This window comes from Pseudomonas sp. SWRI179, assembly GCF_014268705.1.
GTDB classification, from domain to species: Bacteria; Pseudomonadota; Gammaproteobacteria; order Pseudomonadales; family Pseudomonadaceae; genus Aquipseudomonas; species Aquipseudomonas zanjanensis.
The window spans coordinates 99,951-121,908 of record NZ_JABWRA010000003.1 but is presented as its reverse complement, the minus strand read 5'-3'; the positions used below and the strand labels follow the sequence as shown (position 1 = coordinate 121,908).

12 protein-coding genes are annotated in these 21,958 nt (G+C 52.1%); 6 read left to right on the top strand and 6 right to left on the bottom strand.

Features of this window, described 5'->3' with window-relative positions:
- Positions 1–115 precede the first annotated feature (115 nt).
- The 6 genes from HU767_RS02855 to HU767_RS02830 all read left to right on the top strand — a co-directional run bounded on the left by HU767_RS02855 (position 116) and on the right by HU767_RS02830 (position 10,597).
- Positions 116–1,873, top strand: coding sequence for an N-6 DNA methylase (locus HU767_RS02855; RefSeq protein WP_186728451.1), 1,758 nt, complete (start codon positions 116–118; stop codon positions 1,871–1,873).
- A gap of 83 nt (positions 1,874–1,956) precedes the next feature.
- Positions 1,957–2,124, top strand: coding sequence for a hypothetical protein (locus tag HU767_RS02850; RefSeq protein WP_186728450.1), 168 nt, complete (start codon positions 1,957–1,959; stop codon positions 2,122–2,124).
- Between the two features lie 153 nt (positions 2,125–2,277).
- Complete coding sequence (locus HU767_RS02845) at positions 2,278–2,664, top strand: helix-turn-helix transcriptional regulator (RefSeq protein WP_186728449.1); 387 nt, start codon at positions 2,278–2,280, stop codon at positions 2,662–2,664.
- A 57-nt stretch (positions 2,665–2,721) separates the two neighbouring features.
- Complete coding sequence (locus HU767_RS02840; protein WP_186728448.1) at positions 2,722–2,967, top strand: hypothetical protein; 246 nt, start codon at positions 2,722–2,724, stop codon at positions 2,965–2,967.
- A gap of 593 nt (positions 2,968–3,560) precedes the next feature.
- On the top strand, positions 3,561–6,629 hold the full coding sequence (drmD, locus tag HU767_RS02835; RefSeq protein WP_186728447.1) for a DISARM system SNF2-like helicase DrmD: 3,069 nt from the start codon (positions 3,561–3,563) through the stop codon (positions 6,627–6,629).
- Positions 6,629–10,597, top strand: coding sequence for a DNA methyltransferase (locus tag HU767_RS02830; protein WP_186728446.1), 3,969 nt, complete (start codon positions 6,629–6,631; stop codon positions 10,595–10,597). Before drmD ends, HU767_RS02830 begins: the two co-directional genes overlap by 1 nt.
- Here the strand turns inward: HU767_RS02830 and drmC are convergent.
- From drmC to recF, 6 genes are all read right to left on the bottom strand, one after another.
- Positions 10,594–11,412 carry a DISARM system phospholipase D-like protein DrmC gene (gene drmC, locus HU767_RS02825; RefSeq protein ID WP_186728445.1) on the bottom strand — a complete coding sequence of 273 codons (819 nt, stop codon included), beginning with the start codon at positions 11,410–11,412 and terminating at the stop codon, positions 10,594–10,596. The two genes, HU767_RS02830 and drmC, sit on opposite strands and share 4 nt — an antisense overlap.
- Positions 11,413–11,420: 8 nt before the next feature.
- Positions 11,421–13,220, bottom strand: a complete 1,800-nt coding sequence (locus tag HU767_RS02820; RefSeq protein ID WP_186728444.1) for a DUF1998 domain-containing protein — start codon at positions 13,218–13,220, stop codon at positions 11,421–11,423.
- A 4-nt stretch (positions 13,221–13,224) separates the two neighbouring features.
- Positions 13,225–16,656, bottom strand: coding sequence for a DISARM system helicase DrmA (gene drmA, locus HU767_RS02815; RefSeq protein WP_202894647.1), 3,432 nt, complete (start codon positions 16,654–16,656; stop codon positions 13,225–13,227).
- Positions 16,646–17,896, bottom strand: a complete 1,251-nt coding sequence (gene dcm, locus HU767_RS02810; RefSeq protein ID WP_248748343.1) for a DNA (cytosine-5-)-methyltransferase — start codon at positions 17,894–17,896, stop codon at positions 16,646–16,648. Before dcm ends, drmA begins: the two co-directional genes overlap by 11 nt.
- Before the next feature lie 535 nt (positions 17,897–18,431).
- A complete protein-coding gene (gene gyrB / locus HU767_RS02805) occupies positions 18,432–20,849 on the bottom strand; it encodes a DNA topoisomerase (ATP-hydrolyzing) subunit B (protein ID WP_186728443.1) in 2,418 nt (805 codons plus the stop codon).
- A 5-nt stretch (positions 20,850–20,854) separates the two neighbouring features.
- Positions 20,855–21,958 (bottom strand): DNA replication/repair protein RecF, encoded by a 1,104-nt coding sequence (gene recF / locus HU767_RS02800; protein ID WP_092167953.1) that lies wholly within the window; start codon positions 21,956–21,958, stop codon positions 20,855–20,857.

Below are 21,958 nucleotides of genomic sequence, written 5' to 3'. Positions count from 1 at the left end.
GCTTTAACGAGCCGAAGCATAGCGAGACCTGAAAAAGTAATCAATACTTTTTTGACGATGGCTACGAATTTGTTTAACCTAATGCGCTCTGTCCCTCCACCTGCACGAGACGCCAATGACCCAAGATGAGCAACTCCTCGAACAGTTGATGGAGGTTTTCGTTGACCTGTCTTGGGCCGAAGCTCTGCCGCTGGTTTTGCAAACCACGGCGTGGGCTAGCTTATCGCGTACCGAATCTCTACCGGTGGATCTCACGCTACCCCGTCAAATGAACCTGTCGCCGCAGGAGCAAGCAGACAATTTCAGATGCGTACAGCCGCTGATTTCCTCTCACCTGACCAGTACATCTTGGACAGTCGACGCGACTCTCTTGCGGCACCTTCCACTGTTAATTGAAAAGGTCGTCCTGCTGGAGAAGCAAGGGCTGCGGAAATGGTGTGCAGACGACGTAATGTATTGGTCATCTGAACCAACACCAGCGACGAGCGCTATTGCCCCTAGCCTGGCCAGTTTTCTGGTTTCCCTCGCGACTTTTGACGCTCCTGATCAAATCTACCTTCCATGGGAACGGTCAGGCCAACTCGCGGCACGCTGTCGTCGTAGAAACATTGATTGCTGGATCGAGTCATCCACACCGTTGGCGGTGGATCTGGTGTTGGCTCAGCTCAGTGGTGCATACCCCCAGATTTACAAAAACGACCCGGTTCTATCGCCTGCCCAGTCAGAGTCGGGCCAACTCAAACAATTCCCGGTCAGCCTGAGCATCCTTGAACCAGCTCAGCGTTATTCATTGAAAGACATCGAGAACGATCCACACGAACGTTTTCCAGAAAAAACCCATTCGAACATCGTTCTGAGTGTCAGACACCTACTGGCCCAGACCCACGGCAAAATCGTGGTCGTCGTCCCGAATGGCTTACTCTTTAATGCGGGCGCTGAAAGGCTGCTTCGAGCTGATTTGCTTCAGAAACGGATGATCCACACCGTCATCGGACTACCTGACGGGCTGTTCTCACGATCTTCGACTGCCAATTCAGTGCTTATTCTCGATACGGTGAAACCTTCCGACTCCATTCGATTCGTGAAGATAACGGAGGAGTTCACCGCCAGCGGCCCCAGAAAAGACACCGAACTGGCCAAACTTCCACAGCTGCTTAGGGCAACGCGGGACCGCGATGACAATCTGATGGCGATCAATGTCGCCGTCAGCGCGATTGCGCGAGACGAATGCAATCTTGAGATAGGTCGTTATTTGCTCGACGAGCAAACACGCAAACTGAGCGCAGTGCTGGCCATGCAGCACACCACCAAAATGTTCGATCACTTTGAAGTTGTTCGTGCGCGTCAGCACGCAACGAGCGCGCGAGGAGTATTTGTTCGAGAAATTCAGGCTGCCGACCTACCCGACTATGGCCATGTGCTAAGCGCAAGCAAAGACTCATTATTCGATCTCAGCACCGCGAAGGCACAGAGTTATTTTATCCAGCGAAACGACGTGTTGATTTGCCTAAAAGGGGCGGTGGGGAAGGTCGGCATCGTGAAATCCGCTCCTGAAAGAGGAGCGGGTGGGTGGGTTGCAGGCCAATCGTTGGCCATTCTACGCGCCCGGCCGTCTGGCCATTACGACCCAGGAGCGCTGATGGTCTACTTGCGTTCGCCCATGGGACAGGCCCAACTCAGCCGACTAACCGTAGGGAGCAGCATTCCCACTCTGCAAGGTTCGGCGCTCAAAGAACTGGAAATACCGACGATGAATATCGTACAACAAGGAATGGCCGTCGAAGCTTTGGAAGAGGAGGCGTCCGTGCAATCGGAGATTGAGGCGTTGCGTCAGAAGCAATCCAAGATCGCTTCAGCGCTGTGGAAACTCTAAACCGATTTGCACCGTAGCCTTCTGACGTTTCTCCGCTCAGCGGCAGGCCAAGTGCCCCGAGTCGCTTGATGGTCGGGGCGACGATGCCTACGCTGCAACTCGCATCACTTAAAGAGTTGTCGGTTTCTGTGCCGGATGAACTGGATGCCGAGAAAATGCGCGACGCAGTGGACTCCGAAGCGCGGCTTCAAGCGGCCACTGAAGAGCTTAAACACGAACAGGCAGCCCTTTCAGACGAGTTTTGGCGCTAGCTACGACAGGGCCGCGCGACCCAGCTCGTCGCTGAGGTCGCTCAGCGGCCCCTGAAGGCCACCAAAAATCAAACTTACAGGTTGCAACTTGATATTGACGAGTTACCAGTGACAAGATAGATTTGCTCCTACAGCCACCGCCTAGGAGTCATCATGCTTCCCTACCCATCCTCTCCCGAGTTCCCAGCCGCCCTGAAAGCCCGTCGTGAGTCGCTTGGCATGAGCCGCTCGGCCTTGGCCCGCGAAGCCAAGATCCATGTGGTCATGCCGCGTCGCTACGAAGAACCTGACTGCGGGGAGTTCGCTCGACCTCGCGTCGACACCACCTGGCTGGCCTTGAACAAGGCACTTGGGTACGACATTCCGGATGACATTTTGGGATCGCTGATGCAAGCGCCCCTTACGCCATCAGCCGATGGGGATGCCATTACCGCGAAGGCAGGCGAGGTGAAGGCCCTGACCCTCGCGGAAGCCAAAGCCGGTCTGGCGCTCACGTTTGATGTGGACGTCGACCGCATCGAAATCACCATTCGTGGTTGATGCGAAAATAAAACATCATCAACCAATACAAAAGTTTTAACTTTTAAGGTGCTACAGATGAACACGACGCAGACTTCGGATTGGGACAAGGCTTCGGAAACCCTGAAACACAACGTTGCAGCAATGCCGCTCGGCCAAGAGCGCAAGATTCGCGAGATCATTGGCGAAGTGACCTGGGCGCCACTGCACCGATCCACGCGCCATCGCTTCGGGAAACACGTACGCGCCAATCTTGAACACTATGGGCTGGTGTTTGCACGCATGGCCGGCCGTATCGCCGTGTATAAAAAGTCGGCCATCTGAACGGTTTTACTCGGGTCTGGCGCACCTGTCGCCAACGGATCGGGTTTGCTCAGTAAGCCCACTGCGTTGTTCCCAGGTTACCCGGCCGGCCTCGCTGCATGTGTTTGGACGTTATGGTCAATCACCGCCCTCCTGTTTGCCGCTCCTGGTGTGAGCCCTTCTCAGAATTGATCACCCCCCCGATCTCCGGTCAGTAGCCACCCATGTGGTAGAAAAATGGTTCGACCACTAGCCTGCCCTCTTTAGGAGCTGGATTTGGGTCTAGAACAACGGAAAAAAGCGGGGGGAGCAGGACGCGCTGGTCGCGTTGATCAAGAGCGGGGCGGGAGTTTAGGGTGACGTGCGGGTAGGATTGGTTGGGAGGTTTTCATATTCCCCGCGCTTCACATCGATAACTACAGCACAAACTCATCGTAATAGAGCTGACATCCATTTAAAATCAACGCTGTATTGTCATGTGGTTCGGACGATTTGATTGCTGAGCAGGGAAGGCAAAAGCTACAAACATTAGTAAATGGGCACCGTTGCACCGCTTCTGAAAAGTCAAAGATGTAATCAAGAATAATCATGTATTAAAGGGCACGGATAACAATATGCCAGAGTTAGGTGCGGCGCCGGAGCAGGGACAGATTGTGAAGCTGCGCCACAAAATATGGGCGGTCACAGCGGTCAATAAAACAAAAACACAGCCAAATCAGACCATCCATAGAGTCGCACTAGAATGTCTGAGCGATGATGCTCTTGGAGAGAGTATCCAGGTTATCTGGGAGCGGGAAATTGCCCCATCCATAATTGAGTCCACCTCTCTTCCCAGTATCACTGCCCACGATGAACCCGAACTTTTTGATGCGTTCATCAGGTCTATGCAATGGGGAGCCAGTTCGTTGGCCATTGGAGACACACTCCAAGCTCCGTTTCGTGGTGGTGTACAGATGGAGGAGTATCAGCTCGCACCTGTGATGCGGGCCATCAACATGCCTCGGGTGCGCCTCTTGCTGGCCGATGATGTAGGACTGGGTAAGACCATTGAAGCTGGTTTGGTTATGCAAGAACTCATTCATAGCCACAGGGCCAGCCGGGTCTTGATCGTCTGTCCAGCTCACCTGAAGATCAAATGGGTCGATGAGATGGCTGAGAAGTTTGGCCTTGAATTTAAAATGATTGACCGAGACGCCGTACTTAAAATGAGAAAAGAGTACGGCCCTAGCATTAATCCGTGGGCAAGCTTTCCCAGACTTGTGACCTCAATTGATTACCTAAAAACCGAACACCCACGTCGATTGTTCGATGAGTGTACCAGGCGCAGACTTGATGAGAGGCCTAACAACCGCCCTTGGGATTTGCTAGTTCTAGACGAAGCCCACAACGCAGCCCCATCAGGTAAAAAGCAATACATACGTGACTCTGAACGCACATCACTTCTGCGTTCTATTTCTGAACAGTTCGAGCACAAGATGTTTCTTACTGCCACCCCCCATAACGGCTACCGTGAGAGCTTCACCGGTTTATTGGAGATACTGGACAGTCTTCGTTTCTCACGCGGCACTGACCTAGATAAAGCTCAGCTTTCCGCCGTTACCATTCGCCGTTTAAAGCAAGAGATCTCCAATCCAGATGGGACACCGCGTTTCCCCAGAAGGATCATACTCCCACGCAACGAAACTTGTGATCCGCAACTCTACGTCATGCAGAATGGGGATGAGCAGAAGCTTTTTAATCTGCTCAAAGCGTATACCAATAGCCGTTTGGCCTCGGTCGATAAGCGCTCAGAACGGCCTCTTCAATTCATTCTCACGCTTTTGAAAAAGCGAGCGTTGTCCTCTCCCTTGGCGTTTCGAGAGAGCCTCATTGTTCATACGACAAATGCTGGTGTTAAGGGAGCGCTTGGTATCGGGGAATCTCTGTTCAATAGCTTCGAGCAAAAAGAGTCAGAAGATTGGAGCGATGATGAAGACAAAGAGGACAACCTGGAAGCCGCTACCAATGCCGCATCTCAACTAATCGATGAGTTAACGGATGCTGAAAAAGGCATGCTTCAAGGCATGTTTGAGATTGTCGATCATCAGGTTTCCCACTTTTCGATACAGGAAGATAGCAAAGCAGCAGCTTTAATCGCATGGATCAACCTTAATTTGCGGTATGGGGATCAATGGAATGGCCAGCGTGTAATTATTTTTACTGAATACAAACACACGCTCAACTATCTGGAACGCATTCTAGAAAAAAATGGTTTCCTTGAAGCGACAAGAACCATTGTTGGCGGCATGAGCGATATTGATCGTAAAAAAATCAATGATGAGTTTCAAGCATCTAATAGTGAAACTACTGTACGTATTTTGCTGGCCACAGATGCTGCATCCGAAGGGGCGGATTTTCAGAAACATTGTCGCAATCTTATTCACTACGAAATCCCGTGGAACCCTATTCGGTTAGAGCAGCGTAACGGCCGTATTGACCGTCACGGTCAGAAAGCGGATGAAGTGCGCATTCATCATTTTGTTTATAAAAACCAAGAAGACTCTGAGTTTCTCAAGCATATCGTCGATAAAGTTGAAGTTATCCGAGGTGACCTTGGCAGTGTTGGTGCTTTAATCGCAGACAGCGTCAGGAAAAAGGCACTCGGTCAGGCTGTCAGTCTTGCTACTATCGACGATGATACGCGTTTGCGGCTAGCGCGAGAAGAAATAGCCATCGAGGCTCGCGAAAATGAAAGTGTTGCGCAAATAGTTCAGGCCCTGAATAGAGCAAGAAGTGCGCTTGATATATCCGACAGCAACCAGCTTGCGTTATTAAAGCAGGCTATATACTTGGAAGGCTGTAATGAGTCCGTTCGGGAGCTGAATGATGACGAATTCATCTTAACGCGGATTCCAACCGCTTGGACTGAATGCAAAGTCTATGTCAGTACAGATTATCTGCAAAAGCGCCTTTCCTTTAATCGTAATAGAGCTAGAGAAGACGATGCCGTGGGTATCGTCCATCTTGATCATCCGTTAATGAGAAGGGCAGTTTCCGCGTTCCGAATCCAGATGTGGGGAAAGCAATCCTCCCGTATCCGCCTCAACAGAGTTTCAATCTCAGAGTCGAGCCTGATTACGACCCCTGCCATTATTGCTTGGGGTCGACTAGTTTTGCTGGGGCCAGAGCATAATCGCCTGCACGAAGGCTTAATCCGCTGCCAGATGTCGATCCAAAATGGTGTAGTTATAGAGCGGGATGTCACTCGGCCTGAAGATGCTAAGGTCTTCACCGGTGACATCGCTAGCGTGCAGGAACTAATTTCGCCTCATGTTCCGGCGATCACTAAGCAGCTTTCCATTAGTGCCGATGATCAAGCCAAACTATTGATTCTGACCCTTACTGCTCGGGGCGAGGTTGCGCGCAAGCATGCTAAAAGTCTGGCCACCGAGCGTATTGCGGCCATCAGAAATGCCATACAGAACTGGCAAAAGCGCTCTGCGGATATGCAGATGCAACTTGCTTTCGATGATGAAGAACAAGCGCAGCGCGAGCAGGATTTTCTTGCTCTTCAGCGTAGGCTCGAACAGCTTCAACAAGAGCGTGAGACTGAGCCAAAACGCCAAAGAGATTTATACAAAGTGATAGACCAAAGAATGTACCCAGTCGCCCTAGAGGTCATCCTTCCTAAGGTAAGCAGCTGATGGCCACGAATAAACGCGTAGCAAGCCGACAGCATCGCTGGCTTTCCAGCGTAGAAATTACGGGAGTGGTATTAAGCGAGCCAGTGTTAGCCGACGCCGGCAACTTCAGATCACTCGATAAGACAGAAGTCGCAGCCTTCCGAAAGCAGCGTGAGATATGGAATCTGCCCAAAGGCATGGTCGAGGGCAATGGTCAGCCGGCCTGGATTAGTTTTATTCTCGAAGATTTTCTCGGCCTGAAAGACAAAAACTACTGGCAAGTCGGTGCAGCGATTCCCGTCGACAAAGTAGCAAATTTGCATGAACAACAGGAAATTCTGCGTCCAAGCCGCGTGCTGTTGGATGAAGAAAACGCCGTAATGCTAGTGCTTGAAGTGCCGCGTGAGCAGTCATTAGACAAACCTTGGCAGCAAGAGAAAGGCCGCTGGAAGGCATCGCCTACCACCAAGTTTGAACGATTGTTGCGAGAAGCCGGCGTCGAACTTGGACTGCTAACTAATGGCGAAGCCTGGCGTTTGGTCGTTGCATCACCTTCAGAAACTACATCCTGGATGACCTGGACGGCGCAAACCTGGAATGACGACCCGTTGACCTTGGCGGCCTTCAAAGATCTGCTGGGTGAATCGCGCTTTTTTGCCGGGCCTCGGGATCAGGTCATTCTAGAACTGATCAAGCAGAGCCGTAAGCGACAACTGGACGTAGCCGACCAACTGGGCAATCAGGTACGCGAGGCATTACAGATTCTGGTGCACGAGTTCGATAGAGTCGATGCCGAACTCGGCGGCGACTACCTTCGCGGGTATAGCGAAGCTGAGATGTTTGAGTCCAGTGTCGCTTTTATCATGCGCCTGTTGTTTACCCTCTATGCGGAAGAGAACGGCTTGCTGCCGCACGGTAATGTCACTTACGACAGAGCCTATGGCGTGCTGCACCTGTTAACTGAACTCGAAGAAACACTCCGGCTAGCCCCGGAAAAACTCAAATACTCCTACGCAGGCTATGCCCGTCTGCTAGCAAGTTCTCGTCTCCTGCATGACGGTAGTGTCGATCCCGACATTCGCATTGCCGCCCATGGAGGGCAGCTGTTCGACCCCAATCGATACCCATTGCTGGATGGAAGGGAGAAGGACGGTAACTGGCCGACCGATATACCGGAACCGCCAAAGGTCAGGGATGTTGTGATACGCGATATTCTGCGCAGCCTGAAATACGCCAAAGTTGACGGCGTGCGCCAGTTGGTGAGCTATCGGACACTTGCAGTAGAACAGATCGGTCATATGTATGAAGGCCTTCTTGATCGACGCGTAGCCAGAGCGCCTGCTAATCAAACCCTACTGCTGTTGCAGGGCGGTTCTAAAATCGTCGAGCCAGAACCTGTGAACGCAGATGAATTTGCGGGCCTGGAACAAGAGGCACTGATCAAGGCCATTGCCAAGTACACCAGTAAAGCGGCTGGCACAATCAAAAAAGTGCTGGAACGAAACGAAGACCGGCAGACACTGGTTAACATCGGTACTGATGATGCAGAGCTGCTGGTGCAAGCCAAACCGGTTGAACGATTTTTGCAACCCTTGGGGATCCTCCGACCGGGCGGACTTTATGTTACCCACGGGCAGGATCGCCGCTCCAGTGGCGCCCACTACACTCCTCCTAGTCTCACCGAACCCGTGGTGCGCCGCACGCTAGAGCATCAGGTCTATGTGAATGTTGAAGGTAAACCCGGGCTACTTTTAGAGCCCAGGTTAATCAAGACACCGCAGGAAATCCTAAGTCTAAAGATTTGTGACCCTGCAATGGGCTCCGGCGCATTTCTCGTACAGGCAACACGGTATATGGCGGAGCGATTGGTAGATGCCTGGGAGCGCATGGCTGCCGAATTACCGGACGCCATATTAACCATGCCGTTTTCCACCCCATCGCAAGGCCGCGCTAGCGAAAACCTCATGCCGGAGTCCCGCGAGGAACGCTTAGTATTCGCTCGCCGCTATGTGGCCGAGCGCTGTATCTATGGCGTGGATATGAACCGGTTAGCGGTGGAAATGGCCAAGCTATCCCTCTGGCTGACCACGCTCTCCACCGATCGCCCTTTTACTTTTGTGGATCATGCACTCAAGCATGGCAACTCCCTGGTAGGGCTTTCACCTGAGCAGATACGCAACTTTACTTGGAGGCCCGCCAGTAATGACTTTGGCCCCTTATTCGCCAATCAGTCTGACCAAGAAGTGGAAGAAGTCGAGCAGCATCGCGAGGCAATACATGCCATTCCCGATCACGACTTCCTCGCTAAAGAGGAAGAAAATCGCATAGCAGAAGATGCACTCGCTAGTATCCGTTTAAAGGCGACTCTAGTGATAGCTGCCTTCTTTAACGGCGCTAACACCAAGCAGCGGGAGTCGAAACTGACCGAATATAGTTATTGGCTTGAGCGCTTGGCGGCGGATGAGAGGGCCGCAAACGAGGTTGATAATATTGTAAAGGGGCTTACCACTGGCGACAAACCAATCATCCCCTTTTGCTGGGAAGTGGAGTTTCCGGAAGTCTTTCATCGAGACAATGGCGGTTTCGATGCCTTCGTGGGCAACCCGCCATTTGCCGGTAAAAACACTACTATTGAGGGGAATCGGAATTACTTTGCCGATTGGCTAAAACTGATGCATGAAGAATCCCATGGCAACTCCGATCTGGTAGCTCACTTTTTCCGTAGCGTTTTTGATCTACTCCGAAAACAGGGCAGCTTTGGCTTGATTGCCACCAAAACTATCCGTCAAGGTGATACCCGCAGCACAGCACTTCGATGGATTATTAATCATGGTGGCGTTATCTATAACGCACAGCGCCGAGTGCCATGGCCTGGCAAAGCAGCGGTTATTGTCAGTTTGATATTTACCAATAAGGGCAAAACTGACCAGTGCGTCTATCTTGATCAAAAACCAGTCAAGCAAATAACGGCTCATTTGTTTGACAAAGGCGACAGCGAAGACCCGCATATGCTTATCTCTAATGCAAACAAGAGTTTTGTGGGCAGCTACCCGCTGGGAATGGGATTCACCTTTGACGATACCGACACCAAAGGTGTAGCCACCTCAATTGCCGAAATGCATCGGCTAATTGAAAAGGACCCGAAGAACCAAGATCGGATTTTCCCCTATATCGGCGGGGCTGAAGTGAACGACTCGCCAACCCACGAGCATCATAGATACATCATTGATTTCTTTGATATGGATGAGGAGCAAGCTCAGCGATGGCCTGATCTTTACAACATATTAAAATCGAAAGTTAAACCTGACAGAGACAAACAAAAACGACCAGCAGTGCGCGACCGTTGGTGGCAATTTTGTGAAAAGCGGCCGGGCCTCTACGCATCTATAAAAAATCTAACAAGAGTTCTCGCAACAGTCCAAACTAGCAAATACAGGAATTTTGTTTTCCTTGAAAAAGGTATTGTATATGACCAGACATTGTTGATTTTTCCATTTTCTGACTTCTTTGCTTTTGCCTTTTTGCAATCAAGCTTTCATATTGAATGGAGCTTATTTTTTGGTCCGACTCTTGAAGATCGGCCTAGATATACTCCATCCGACTGCTTTGAAACATTTCCATTTTCTAAAGAAGAAAGCGGGAGACGGGATCTCACTTCCATTGCAGAGAAGCTATACAAATATAGGGAACAGTTACTTGTCGATGAAGGGATTGGTTTTACACAGTTATATAATCTTTATCACAACCCTCAGTGTAAAGCCGAAAATATCGAGCAATTGAGAAAATTTCATCGTGAACTCGACTCGATGGTTTTATCGCAATATGGATGGAAAGATATTGTGCTTGAATACGTGTTTGAGTCCGAATATGAAGTGGATGATGGAAAGACTATTCCTTGGAGGTACCGTTGGCCCGAAAATATTCGGGATGAAATTCTTGCTCGCCTACTAGCTCTCAACAAAGAGAGCCATCGACAAGAAAGACATTAAGCATCATATGGCACGAGAACTTCCTTGTGCCTTAGCAGCGCGAAGTGCTGGGCAATTCGTACACTCGGTTGCCCTTGCGCTCTAACCCCCATCTCCATATTGCGGTCTAGCGCATACATGGTCAGGTTGGCAGAAGTCACCAACGCATCGTGACGATCCGCCACCAATACCTTGGCATGCAGCTTTAAGTGCTTATCGTCAGCCGGGATTTTCCAGGTCAGCAGTTTTGGCAGCGCTACGATTTTTGGCCAGAGAGCAATCAAAATATCGCGATTGCTTTTTCCGTAGCCTTTTTCGCCTTCGTCTAGGACCAGGGTGACTTCCACGCCGCGCAAAACGGCTTCGGCCATTAACGCAATGATGTCATTGATAATGCCTTCGTAATCTTCTTTGCCGGCCAGCCAATAGCCTACGACTAAAAGCTCGGATTGGGCTGCGGAAATGATGTCCTGCACCACTTGGCGGGTAGCACGCAGATAAGAGCCTTCCACCTTGGGCCCTGTCCACACAACTTCGGTTAGGGTGGCTTCGCCTTCAGTCAGTAACACGGCTTCTTTGAGTGCTGTCAGTTGCAAGGCAAATGCAGCGCTGCCGAGCGCAGTGAATTCAATTGTCCAGATGGTTATCAAGCTCGATAACGCACTTTGAACGGTCCTCCGCCCTGCGGCCAGTTTGGCAATGCTTGCAGAGCCGGATTGTGAGGTTAGCTCCCCCGATTCCAATGCCACGATAACTTCGGCAAAGGTACCCGCATTGATTAACTGGCGCACGTTCTGTGCAAGAGTATGGGCAGTTTTAGTGTTGGTAGCTGGCATGGCCTTCCTTATTTGAAATAAGCCATATCACTATATGCCATGGTAGGCACCAGGAAGTTGCGATCCAGAAAGCGGTTAAAGGCCTCGCAAGAGGTCTCCGGCGCTAACACACAAGCGTGGCAGGCCGCACCGTTTATGGTGGCATGCACATCCGGTTGGTGATCTGCGCAAAGGGGGTCCGACGAGCAGCGCTTGGCGTTTTCTAAGGCGCTGTGAATCAAATTGGGAAAGCGCTCCTTGCTGCCTAGATCCACTAAACCACCCAGACTACCTTCGGAATCGGCACTAGCGGTGTACAGCAAGATCCCCGCCATTCTGCGTTCCGGATCGGTGCTACTGTAAATACGCTCTCGAACTGCGGATTCGGAGTAACCACAATCCAAAGCAAGCTGACGCATCAATACGTGAGCCAGGCTGTGCAGCAGCACGTATCGCGCACCGGGGAAATCATTCGCATCAACTCCACGTTCGGCCGCCCACTCTCGGTATTTTTGCTCAATGGCGGCCGCCCGTTTTTGCACCGCAGGTATAGCCTCCCAATTTGCCAAGGCATCTTCATTTAATTCGATAAAAATGCCTTCGCCTCGCACCTCAACAGCGGGAAGCCAGTCCTGCCGCTCCTTGTAAATTGGCGCACGAGAGGCGCCCATTCCGTCGTCGTCCATGCCTGAGGCATAGTCGATGCGCGTAAAACTGGTGAGCGCGCGAACTTCTAACAATTTTCTGGCAAGTATTATTCGATCGATTTTATTGCTTTGCAGATCGGGAACCTCACCCGCCTCTAAGAAAAAATCGGATTGATCGCCTTGGTTGCTGCCTTCAATATCTCTAAACGCATTCCATTCCGGTAGGCGTAAATCGATTTCATCGGTTTCAATTGCGCCTCGCTCTTTCAGCAACGTCAGCCAAATCTCTTCCACCCTGAACTCTGACAACGTAGGGAACATTTCCATATCGAGCAGCGTTTTCAGCTTTTCTGGGGAGTCGATTTTTTCAACTTGATGTTGTGGGCATTTTTTTAGCGCCTGTCCTATTGGGGTAGCAGCTTCTTTAATGGATAAGGCACTGCGCACCAGGGGGAACCAACCGTTAGTGGCGCCACGTTGAATGGCACGTAATTGGCCTGCGTGTTTACATTCATGAGGGTCTTTATTTTTGATACCCAGCCAAGGACGCTTGCGGCTACATTCGCCCAAGGCGAGGTTGCGATTTTCACCAAAGGCATCACTGACGCTGCGCTTGGCATCGCATGCACAATAAACCCAGATATCAGACACCGACCCTGTGGTGCCGGAATACACCAAGCGCATTCGCTTCTTACACTTGTTGTCGGCGTCCCGGTGCACATATGCACGCCAGGGGAAGTCATCAATATGGCCGCTCGGGCAGGCAACTACAAACGGCGCTGGAGTGGCGGGAGCCCGATACTTACCGCGGCCCTTGCAATTCGGTGCCTTGCATTCCATTTCCTGCGTTTTTTCGTTGTACTCAACCAGTTCTTCACCAGGCTCGGACAGGGTTGCGCATTCGGGATGAGTGCAAACCTGATAGCGAGGAAACAGAAAGGTAGGCACGGTTCCGCGTTTGGTAAAATTATTGCCGCTAGTCGGCTCAGCGGAAAAGAAGCGCTTTACTTTCAGGGCTCGCTGCAAGCGCGGCTCGTGAATAACTAGTTCCTCATCCAAGTGCCAGCCGTCAATGCCCGCGACGATAACCGACAAGGTTTGCAAGTCCACAATGGCACCAGGACCAAAAGTGGTAATCACCTGACTCGGGCGGACGTCTCCGATAGCTCTTTTGCTCGACATCCTTTTACTCCTCGTCACTAAGATAAAATGCTGCGGTTGGTTCCACTTCGCGCAAAGATCCTGGCGTTGTCCATTGGCCTTCGTTATCCGTTCCCGATGTTTTAAGTAATACGCGGGAGTTATTTGGGGGGCGTTCACCACTTTTCAGCCAGGAATAGCGCAAAAGATCATCGGCGTAGTGCGCCCAATCATCGCGGCTCGACATCAGTCGATCGTTTACCAATTTGGCGTTTTTCTTACCCACCAAATCTGCCGCGCGCAGGGTGATATTAGTGATCATGAGATCTGTGCAGGGCAAAGCCGGATCAAAATTTTGGGCCTGAACTTCGCGAGCCATGTTTTGCCCACCCAAGCGCTGCATGGCAGCAAAGGCACCAAGTAAGCCTCTATCCAAAGCTCGTGACGAAAAAGGTGTGACGCTAATGGCCTCAACGTATCGATAAAGCGCCGCATGGTAAGCTCGGAAATGTTCGTAGTGAGAAAGATCACGCGTACCAAGCCAGTTATACATAGTGATCACCAAACCAGGATGCTTTCGGCCCACCCGACTGGTAGCTTGGATATATTCGGAGGTACTTTTAGGTTGGCCTGTAACAACCATCAAGCCGAGTCGATCGATATCCACGCCTACGGAAATCATGTTGGTGGCTAGCAGAACATCGACGGGGTACTGCTTGTCTTTTTCGCGCGGGAATTTGTTATCAAGCCTTTTTAACAAGCCGGGAATTCGCCAAGAATCGAGTCGACTGGTCAGCTCGTCTGGGTCATTGATATAACGCTGAGGAAAGCCTCTTTGGTGAGCTAAATAACGAAGACGTTTTTTTATGTCGTCTTCAACCAGTCGGCGTGCACCACCTAGTGCGCGAAGGCTATTGAAATAGCCGACAACCGTAGCGTAGGGATCTGACGCTTCATGGTCACGGGTGATTTCCGCCTCACCGGCCGCCAGCAGCGCTGCATATACGCGAACGAGCAAGGTTTTGGTACTGGAGCCTGGCGCGTTCAAACCCACATACAATCGACCGGCAGTCTTATCGTCGTCCTCTTTGATATCCTGCTCTTTGGCAAAGAAGGAATCTTTGGATGACAAACCACTCGCCGGGAAGATAGCCAGATCGCGGTTATAGAGTTGGCGAATTTGCTCGCGAGCGCGGCGTATTGTGGCAGTGGAGGCAATGATCTTTGCTGGAACTGAGACCCCAGTTTCGGTTTCAATGCGCGTTAAAAAATCAACGGCTGTTTCATATAGGCCGACCATGGTACCAAGTGGGCCGGAAATCAGATGTAGTTCGTCCTGAATGATCAATTCTGGCGGCACTAAACGGCGTGCTGGTTGACCGTCTTTTACCATTCGTTGATTGGGTTTTTCGCCGTGAGCTGGCGTCAGGTGCCCGTAGGTTGGGCTGTATCTATCTCGTAATCCGAATAGTGCCTGCGTTTCGCCCTTGAATGGCATGCGGGCAAATTTGTCCACCGTGGCGATAACCAATGATGGACATTCGCGATAAATTTCATCATCGACCACGACTACCGGTAGACCTTGGTCGTTAGAACGGCGGGCACAAAATTCACATTTCGGATTGGGGCAGCGAACGAGCGTTCTTAACCTAGCGTTATCGAAATCGTAAGTCTGGTTTTCCGGCTTTCCTTGAGGGGTTACCAATGAGGTGCCGCAACGGGGGCAAGAAACTAACTGTACCGGACTACCGTCACGTGGTTTCTTGCCTTCTTCCAAATCTTCCAGCGCCTTGCCAGATGCTTTGGCGTCATTGGGCGTTGTAGCTTTCCCGACCCATAGGCCAATTTTGAAAGGTTCGTAGCCCCACTTGCCAGGGTCACTTTTGCGTACCAACTCACAGGCGCAGATCAACGCGGTCGCACGTTGAAATTGCTGCACCGTCAGCAGACGCAGTGTATAACGCATGATAATGGTTACGCCGGCGCTAGAATCAAGACCATTTACGTCGCCGCGCAAACGTCGATACGCCAATGTGAACGCTGCTAAGCCGAGATAGGCTTCCGTTTTACCGCCACCTGTTGGGAACCACAGCAGATCAACAAGTTCTCGATCTGCCGCAATCTTTTCACCCGTTTTAGGCTTGTTCACCATGCTCGCAATATTGAGCAAAATAAAGCCCATTTGAAATGGTCGCCACGTACGGTTGTTTGGCATATCAAAGTCAGCAGGCGCTCCGACAATTTGCCCTTCGTCTCGATTTCTGCCTGCCCAAATGGCGTGAATGCGCTGATCCCACATAACGTGGTTGGCAAACAAAAATGCTTCAAAGGCCTTCGATTCATTTTTGATGAGTTCCAAACCTTCGCGCATTCGTCGAGCAGCGTCTTCGCACGCTTCTATGAGAACTGTTGCAGTATCCCGGTTCTCTGGTGTGGAAATAAAGGGCGCGTTTTTTGCCTCTTGTTTTCTATCTGTAATCCATTGGTCATAAGCTGAGACCAGCGGTTCGATAGCGTTGAATACGTCGGTAGGGGAGGTGCACCTGCTCAGTTGCCACATATCCAGATTCAGATCGGGGATATCTCCACTTTGAGCGATTAGGCTTGGCACTTCGGAGTTGGGGATAAAATCGGTAAATAGGACGCTGGCACGATCACGCGTAGCGTTCACCCCGTCCCAGCCAGCGGCTACTCCATGGCCAGTTGCGAATTCTTTCGCATCGCGATAGAGCATGTTGGCCGTAGTAATTTCTAGGTCTTTTGAAATTTCCTTATCAAAATCCTTAGCTACAAATATGGGGTTTTTTTCAGCTGAAAATAGTTCTAGTTTAGGTTGCATCAACCATTGCTGATCTTTTGCCCTATCGGAATCTTCACCTTTTGGTCGCCTGTTAACTAGGAACAGACTAATTGCTTTGGCCCCATCGATATGGTGAACGACTCCTTCGAGGAATACTTGAGCGTCTCCATCGCCATTCTCCCCAGGCCCTCGGAAACCTTCCGGTGTAATGATTATAGAGGCTGGAGCAATGGACTTAGATAGGGCGATTGGCTTGAGTTTGCCGATTGTGTTAACAGGGATGGTCTCTACTAAAACTGACCTCTGGTAACGCTTCCAATAGGTTCCACCTTCGGACTCATCCTTTTCGCGTCTGTAGTCGCCCCACGAAGCCCTGGCATTAATTGTTTGAGTATCTTGGGATATGAGGAATGAGAGCCCCATGGAGGAAGGGCTAAAGCCCCCAATGAGCGGTGGTTGAGGCTCGTATTCACCGCCTTCATCATCATCGTTCCCGGCAGCAATCTGGTCGCGCTCCAGTTCTGGAATCTCTGACTTCAAAGGTGCCAGCCGTCCAACAACATAACGGGTGGTAGGAAATTCAGTGATTACCTCATCCGTAGAAGTGGGGCCCATTAACTCACGCTCAAGTGCTTCGAGAATTCGTGAGCGCGACTCTCGTTTGCTGCTATCTGGCATGGACGTGTTCCTTCTGTTCGCGTTTTTGTGCTCCAGGACCTTTCCCTGTTCCGGGGTGGGCATCGTGAGCGCCACTTAATGACAAATATTTTTTCGGTACCGATTTTGGCTTTTCTGGTGATGGACAGTCAGTCCTTTTTTCAGGAATGAGCTTTAGCTTTCTACGAACTCGCTCCCCGAGAAGTTGACTCCGTATTTCCAATCCAAAAAGCTCCCCAATCGCCGGAGGGACCGCATTGCCGATCTGGATGTGAGCGGCACGTCGATCGCCTGCAAACATGTAGTCATCTGGGAAGGTTTGGATTCGGGCGAGTTCACGAACCGACAGCAATCTTCCTTGCCAGTGAAAAGGGCCTGTTGCAGGGCCAGGCTGAGCCTGAATCGTCCAGCTTGGCTTATCTTTGGCTAGCTTTAGAAGAAACGACCAAAACCGTGTTCGCCAACCAAACAGCGGTAATCCCCCCATCTTTTCTGTGTGCCACAGGTAGTTTTGCCCTTCGGGTATTGTTGGCAGTAGATCAGCCCATTTTCCTGAGGGTTTAACATCATCAGGCCAAATATCAACGTCCAGGTCGCCAATCGCATCCCACGATGTTAAATAGGGTAAGCCTTTACCCTGAGATTTTTCAGGATCGAAATGTGTGGGCGCTGGAGGATTGAAGTGCATACCATCCCTACTAGCAAGAATGAATACACGCTCCCTTGATTGAGGTACTCCATAATCAGCGGCATTCACTGTAATTACATGAGGTTTGTAGTTGGTTTTCTTTGCTCTATTGATATTGTTTAGTTCATTTATCAAAAGCTGTAAACCTTCATCCTTCTCTGAGAAGGCTATACCTTTGACATTTTCAAGCAAAATAACTTCCGGTTGAGCTTCACGGACGATATCTAAATAGGCTTTTAACGTTCTAGCTCGTGGATCCGTCAGACGATCTGTATCCCCTGTTGCCCAATATCCGGACTTAGAGAAAGGTTGGCATGGCGGCCCGCCAGCGAGGAGGGTGAGTTCTCTAGGCTTAAGATTTGCTTGTTTTAGCAATTCGCTAGGTGTTAATGCGTGGATATCGCCAGGACAAGCTATTTTCCATTTTGGATGATTTAAGGTAAGCGTCTGTTGAGCAATTTCGTCGATTTCCACACATAATTTGTTGGTAAATCCGGCCGCGCTCAATCCAAGATCCAGCCCACCTGCTCCACTGAAGAGAGAAATCATTGTTTTCGTTGGTTTGCTACTCACACCTTATTCTCACTGTTTTGTATTCGAGCAACTCGCCCCCACAGAAACTGATAGATATGGGTGCGAGAGAAAGCTACCGGTGACGCTGTGCGGTAAACCTAACAAACCGCGCCTATCAAATTACAGAAGCTACGAGAAGCATTGCTTCAATCCAAGCGAAGGTGTGGCCCGGTGCTTCTAGAGCCCAGCAGCTTCTGGTACTACCCTTGAGTGACTTTGTACATTTTCCGAAGCATTTACCAATGTGTCTGGATCGCGGTATTTCCGATTCGTCTGTTGCTGAGCCAACCCTTTGAGCGAAAGTCCTGACGCATATCTTCCCACTGAGGCTTGGCAACTCACCATCTGCTCGACCTTAAGCATGGTCGCCCTGGGCAGGATCACCCTGGTCTATTCCATTCGAGGGAATGACGATCATTGGGCCATATTTATAGATCAATACATAGAAAAACCCCGGCACGAGGCCGGGGGTTTTCATTAGAGAGCGACAATAACCCGCCCACTCGCGACACTTAATGTGCCCATCGACAAAGAATCAGAAATCCAGGTTGGATACCGCCAACGCATTGCTCTCGATGAAGTCACGACGAGGCTCGACCGCATCACCCATCAGGGTGTTGAAGATCTGGTCCGCGCCAATGGCGTCTTCGATGGTCACTTTCAGCATCCGGCGCGAGCCCGGGTCCATGGTGGTTTCCCACAGCTGATCCGGGTTCATCTCACCCAGACCTTTGTATCGCTGGATGGTGTGGCGCTTGGTGCTTTCGGCCATCAGCCATTCAAGGGCTTCCTTGAACTCGGTCACGGCTTTCTTGCGTTCGCCACGTTGGATGTAGGCACCTTCGTCCAGCAGCGTGCTCAGTTGCGCGCCGAGGGATACCACGGTCTTGTAGTCGTTGCTGCCGAAGAAGTCGCGGTTGAAGGTGACGTAGTTCGACAGGCCGTGGGAGATCAGTTCGACCTCCGGCAGCCAGACGTTACGTTCACGGTCTTCACGCAGGCTGGCTTTGTAGACCAGGCCGGATTTCTCGACAGTGCGCAGGCGTACTTCGTACTGGGCCAGCCAATCCTGCATCGCTGCATGATCGGACAGTTGCTCCAGGCTCACGGCTGGCAGGTAGATGAAGTGCTCGGTCAGTTCCTGTGGGTACAGGCGCGACAGGCGCTTGAGGGTCTTCATCACCAGGCGGAAGTCGTTGACCAGGCGCTCAAGGGCTTCGCCGGAAATGCCTGGGGCATCTTCGTTCAGGTGCAGGCTCGCGTCTTCCAGGGCCGACTGCGTCATGTACTCTTCCATGGCGTCGTCGTCTTTGATGTATTGCTCTTGCTTGCCTTTCTTGACCTTGTACAGCGGCGGCTGGGCGATGTAGATGTAGCCGCGCTCGATCAGCTCTGGCAACTGACGGAAGAAGAACGTCAGCAGCAGGGTACGGATGTGCGAACCGTCGACGTCAGCATCGGTCATGATGATGATGTTGTGATAGCGCAGCTTGTCGATGTTGTACTCTTCGCGGCCGATGCCACAGCCCAACGCGGTAATCAAGGTGCCGACTTCCTGGGAGGAAATCATCTTGTCGAAGCGCGCCTTCTCTACGTTGAGGATCTTGCCCTTGAGCGGCAGGATGGCCTGGGTGCGGCGGTTGCGGCCCTGCTTGGCGGAACCGCCAGCAGAGTCACCTTCCACGAGGTACAGTTCGGACAGGGCAGGGTCCTTTTCCTGGCAGTCAGCCAGTTTGCCCGGCAGGCCGGCGATGTCCAGCGCGCCTTTGCGACGGGTCATCTCACGAGCCTTGCGCGCGGCTTCACGGGCACGGGCGGCGTCGATCATCTTGCCGACCACCAGCTTGGCTTCGTTCGGGTTCTCCAGCAGGAAGTCGGAGAAGTACTTGCCCATCTCCTGCTCAACTGCGGTCTTCACTTCGGAAGACACCAGCTTGTCCTTGGTCTGGGAACTGAACTTCGGATCCGGCACCTTCACCGAAATGATCGCGGTCAGGCCTTCACGGGCATCGTCACCGGTGGTGGCGACTTTATGCTTCTTCGCCAGGCCTTCCTGTTCGATGTAGTTGTTCAGGTTACGGGTCAGCGCCGAACGGAAGCCCACCAGGTGAGTACCGCCGTCACGCTGGGGAATGTTGTTGGTGAAGCACAACAGGTTCTCGTTGAAGCTGTCGTTCCACTGCAGGGCGATTTCCACGCCGATGCCGTCTTCACGCTGGACGTTGAAGTGGAACACCTGGTTGACCGGGGTCTTGTTGGTGTTCAGGTATTCAACGAACGCACGCAGGCCACCTTCGTACTTGAACAGTTCTTCCTTGCCGCTGCGCTCGTCCTTGAGGACGATGCCGACACCGGAGTTGAGGAAGGACAGTTCACGAATCCGCTTGGCCAGGATGTCCCAGCTGAAGTGGATGTTCTTGAAGGTTTCGCTCGAGGCCTTGAAATGGATCTGGGTGCCGGTGGACTCGCTGTCACCAACGATCGCCATCGGTGCCTGGGGCACGCCGTGGACGTAGGTCTGTTCCCAGATCTTGCCGCTACGGCGAACCGTAAGAACAAGCTGTTCGGACAGTGCGTTCACCACCGATACACCGACGCCGTGCAGACCGCCGGAGACCTTGTAGGAGTTGTCGTCGAACTTACCGCCGGCGTGAAGGACGGTCATGATGACCTCGGCGGCGGAAACGCCTTCCTCTTTGTGCACGTCTACCGGGATGCCACGGCCGTTGTCGCGAACGGTGATGGACTCATCCGGGTGGATGATGATGCTGATGTCGTCGCAATGGCCGGCGAGGGCTTCGTCGATGGAGTTGTCGACCACCTCGAACACCATGTGGTGCAGACCGCTGCCATCGTCGGTGTCACCAATGTACATACCGGGACGTTTGCGTACGGCATCCAGGCCTTTCAGCACTTTAATGCTCGTTGAGTCGTACGTATTTTCTTCGCTCAATGCCTTCACTCCCGATGGTCGTGGGTCTGGGTGATACGGCCCTGTTCCACGTGGAACAGGGCGACTGGCGTTTCCGTCTGCCAGCCTTCCCTCAATAATTCGTGGTCTACACAGGTGATGAACACCTGGCAGCGTAAGTCTTCCAGCAAGCGGCACAGGGCGCGACGGTGGGCTTCGTCCAGCTCGGACGGCAAGTCATCCACCAGATAAATACACTGACCGCGACGGGCCTGGCTAACCAGGTGCCCCTGGGCGATACGCAAGGCACACACCACCAACTTCTGCTGCCCCCGGGACAAGATGTCCGCGGCGTTATGTGCGCCCAATCTGAGGCGCAAGTCAGCGCGTTGTGGTCCAGCCTGGGTATGGCCCATCTGCTGGTCTCGCTGCAGCGAGCCAGCCAGCACGGTGCTCAGTTCCCGGTCCTTGTCCCAGCCTCGGTAATAGCTGAGCGTCAGGCCCTCAAGCTCAACCAGTTCGCTCAAGGTCTGCTCGAAGACCGGTTTCAAGGCTTTGATGTAAGCGCGGCGGTATTCATCGATTTCAGCGCTGGCCTGACACAGTTCCCTGTCCCAAACCGCTTGCGAAACGGCGTCAAGTGTACCATGCCGCAGCCAAGAGTTTCGCTGGCGCAGCGCCTTCTGCAAGCGTTGCCACGTCGACATGAAACGCGGTTCCACGTGGAACACGCCCCAATCGAGGAACTGCCGGCGAATCTTCGGTGCGCCTTCCAGCAGACGGAAGCTGTCCGGGTTGATCAGCTGCAACGGCAGGATCTCGGCCAGCTGTGCCGCACTGCGAGCGTTCTGCCCATCGATGCGGATCTGAAACTCGCCTTGCCGATCTCGCGATATCCCCAGGGCGCTGTGGCCGCCTTCCGCCAGCTCCACCTGGCCAAACACCGTGCACGCCAACTGATCGTACTGGATGACAGGTAACAGGCGGGTGCTGCGAAACGAACGGGCAAGCCCGAGCAAGTGCACGGCTTCCAGGACGCTGGTTTTGCCGCTGCCGTTGGCGCCGTAAAGGATATTGATGCGGGGGGAAGGGGAGAAGGTCACCGGGTGCAGATTGCGCACCGCGGTGACCGAGACGCGACTTAAGGACAT

Excerpts from the sequence above, each read along its gene's own strand:
- HU767_RS02855 (WP_186728451.1), top strand. The coding sequence starts at position 116 with ATGACCCAAGATGAGCAACTCCTCGAACAGTTGATGGAGGTTTTCGTT.
- HU767_RS02850 (WP_186728450.1), top strand. The coding sequence starts at position 1,957 with ATGCCTACGCTGCAACTCGCATCACTTAAAGAGTTGTCGGTTTCTGTG.
- HU767_RS02845 (WP_186728449.1), top strand. The coding sequence starts at position 2,278 with ATGCTTCCCTACCCATCCTCTCCCGAGTTCCCAGCCGCCCTGAAAGCC.
- HU767_RS02840 (WP_186728448.1), top strand. The coding sequence starts at position 2,722 with ATGAACACGACGCAGACTTCGGATTGGGACAAGGCTTCGGAAACCCTG.
- drmD (WP_186728447.1), top strand. The coding sequence starts at position 3,561 with ATGCCAGAGTTAGGTGCGGCGCCGGAGCAGGGACAGATTGTGAAGCTG.
- HU767_RS02830 (WP_186728446.1), top strand. The coding sequence starts at position 6,629 with ATGGCCACGAATAAACGCGTAGCAAGCCGACAGCATCGCTGGCTTTCC.
- drmC (WP_186728445.1), bottom strand. The coding sequence starts at position 11,412 with ATGCCAGCTACCAACACTAAAACTGCCCATACTCTTGCACAGAACGTG.
- HU767_RS02820 (WP_186728444.1), bottom strand. The coding sequence starts at position 13,220 with ATGTCGAGCAAAAGAGCTATCGGAGACGTCCGCCCGAGTCAGGTGATT.
- drmA (WP_202894647.1), bottom strand. The coding sequence starts at position 16,656 with ATGCCAGATAGCAGCAAACGAGAGTCGCGCTCACGAATTCTCGAAGCA.
- recF (WP_092167953.1), bottom strand. The coding sequence starts at position 21,958 with ATGTCCTTAAGTCGCGTCTCGGTCACCGCGGTGCGCAATCTGCACCCG.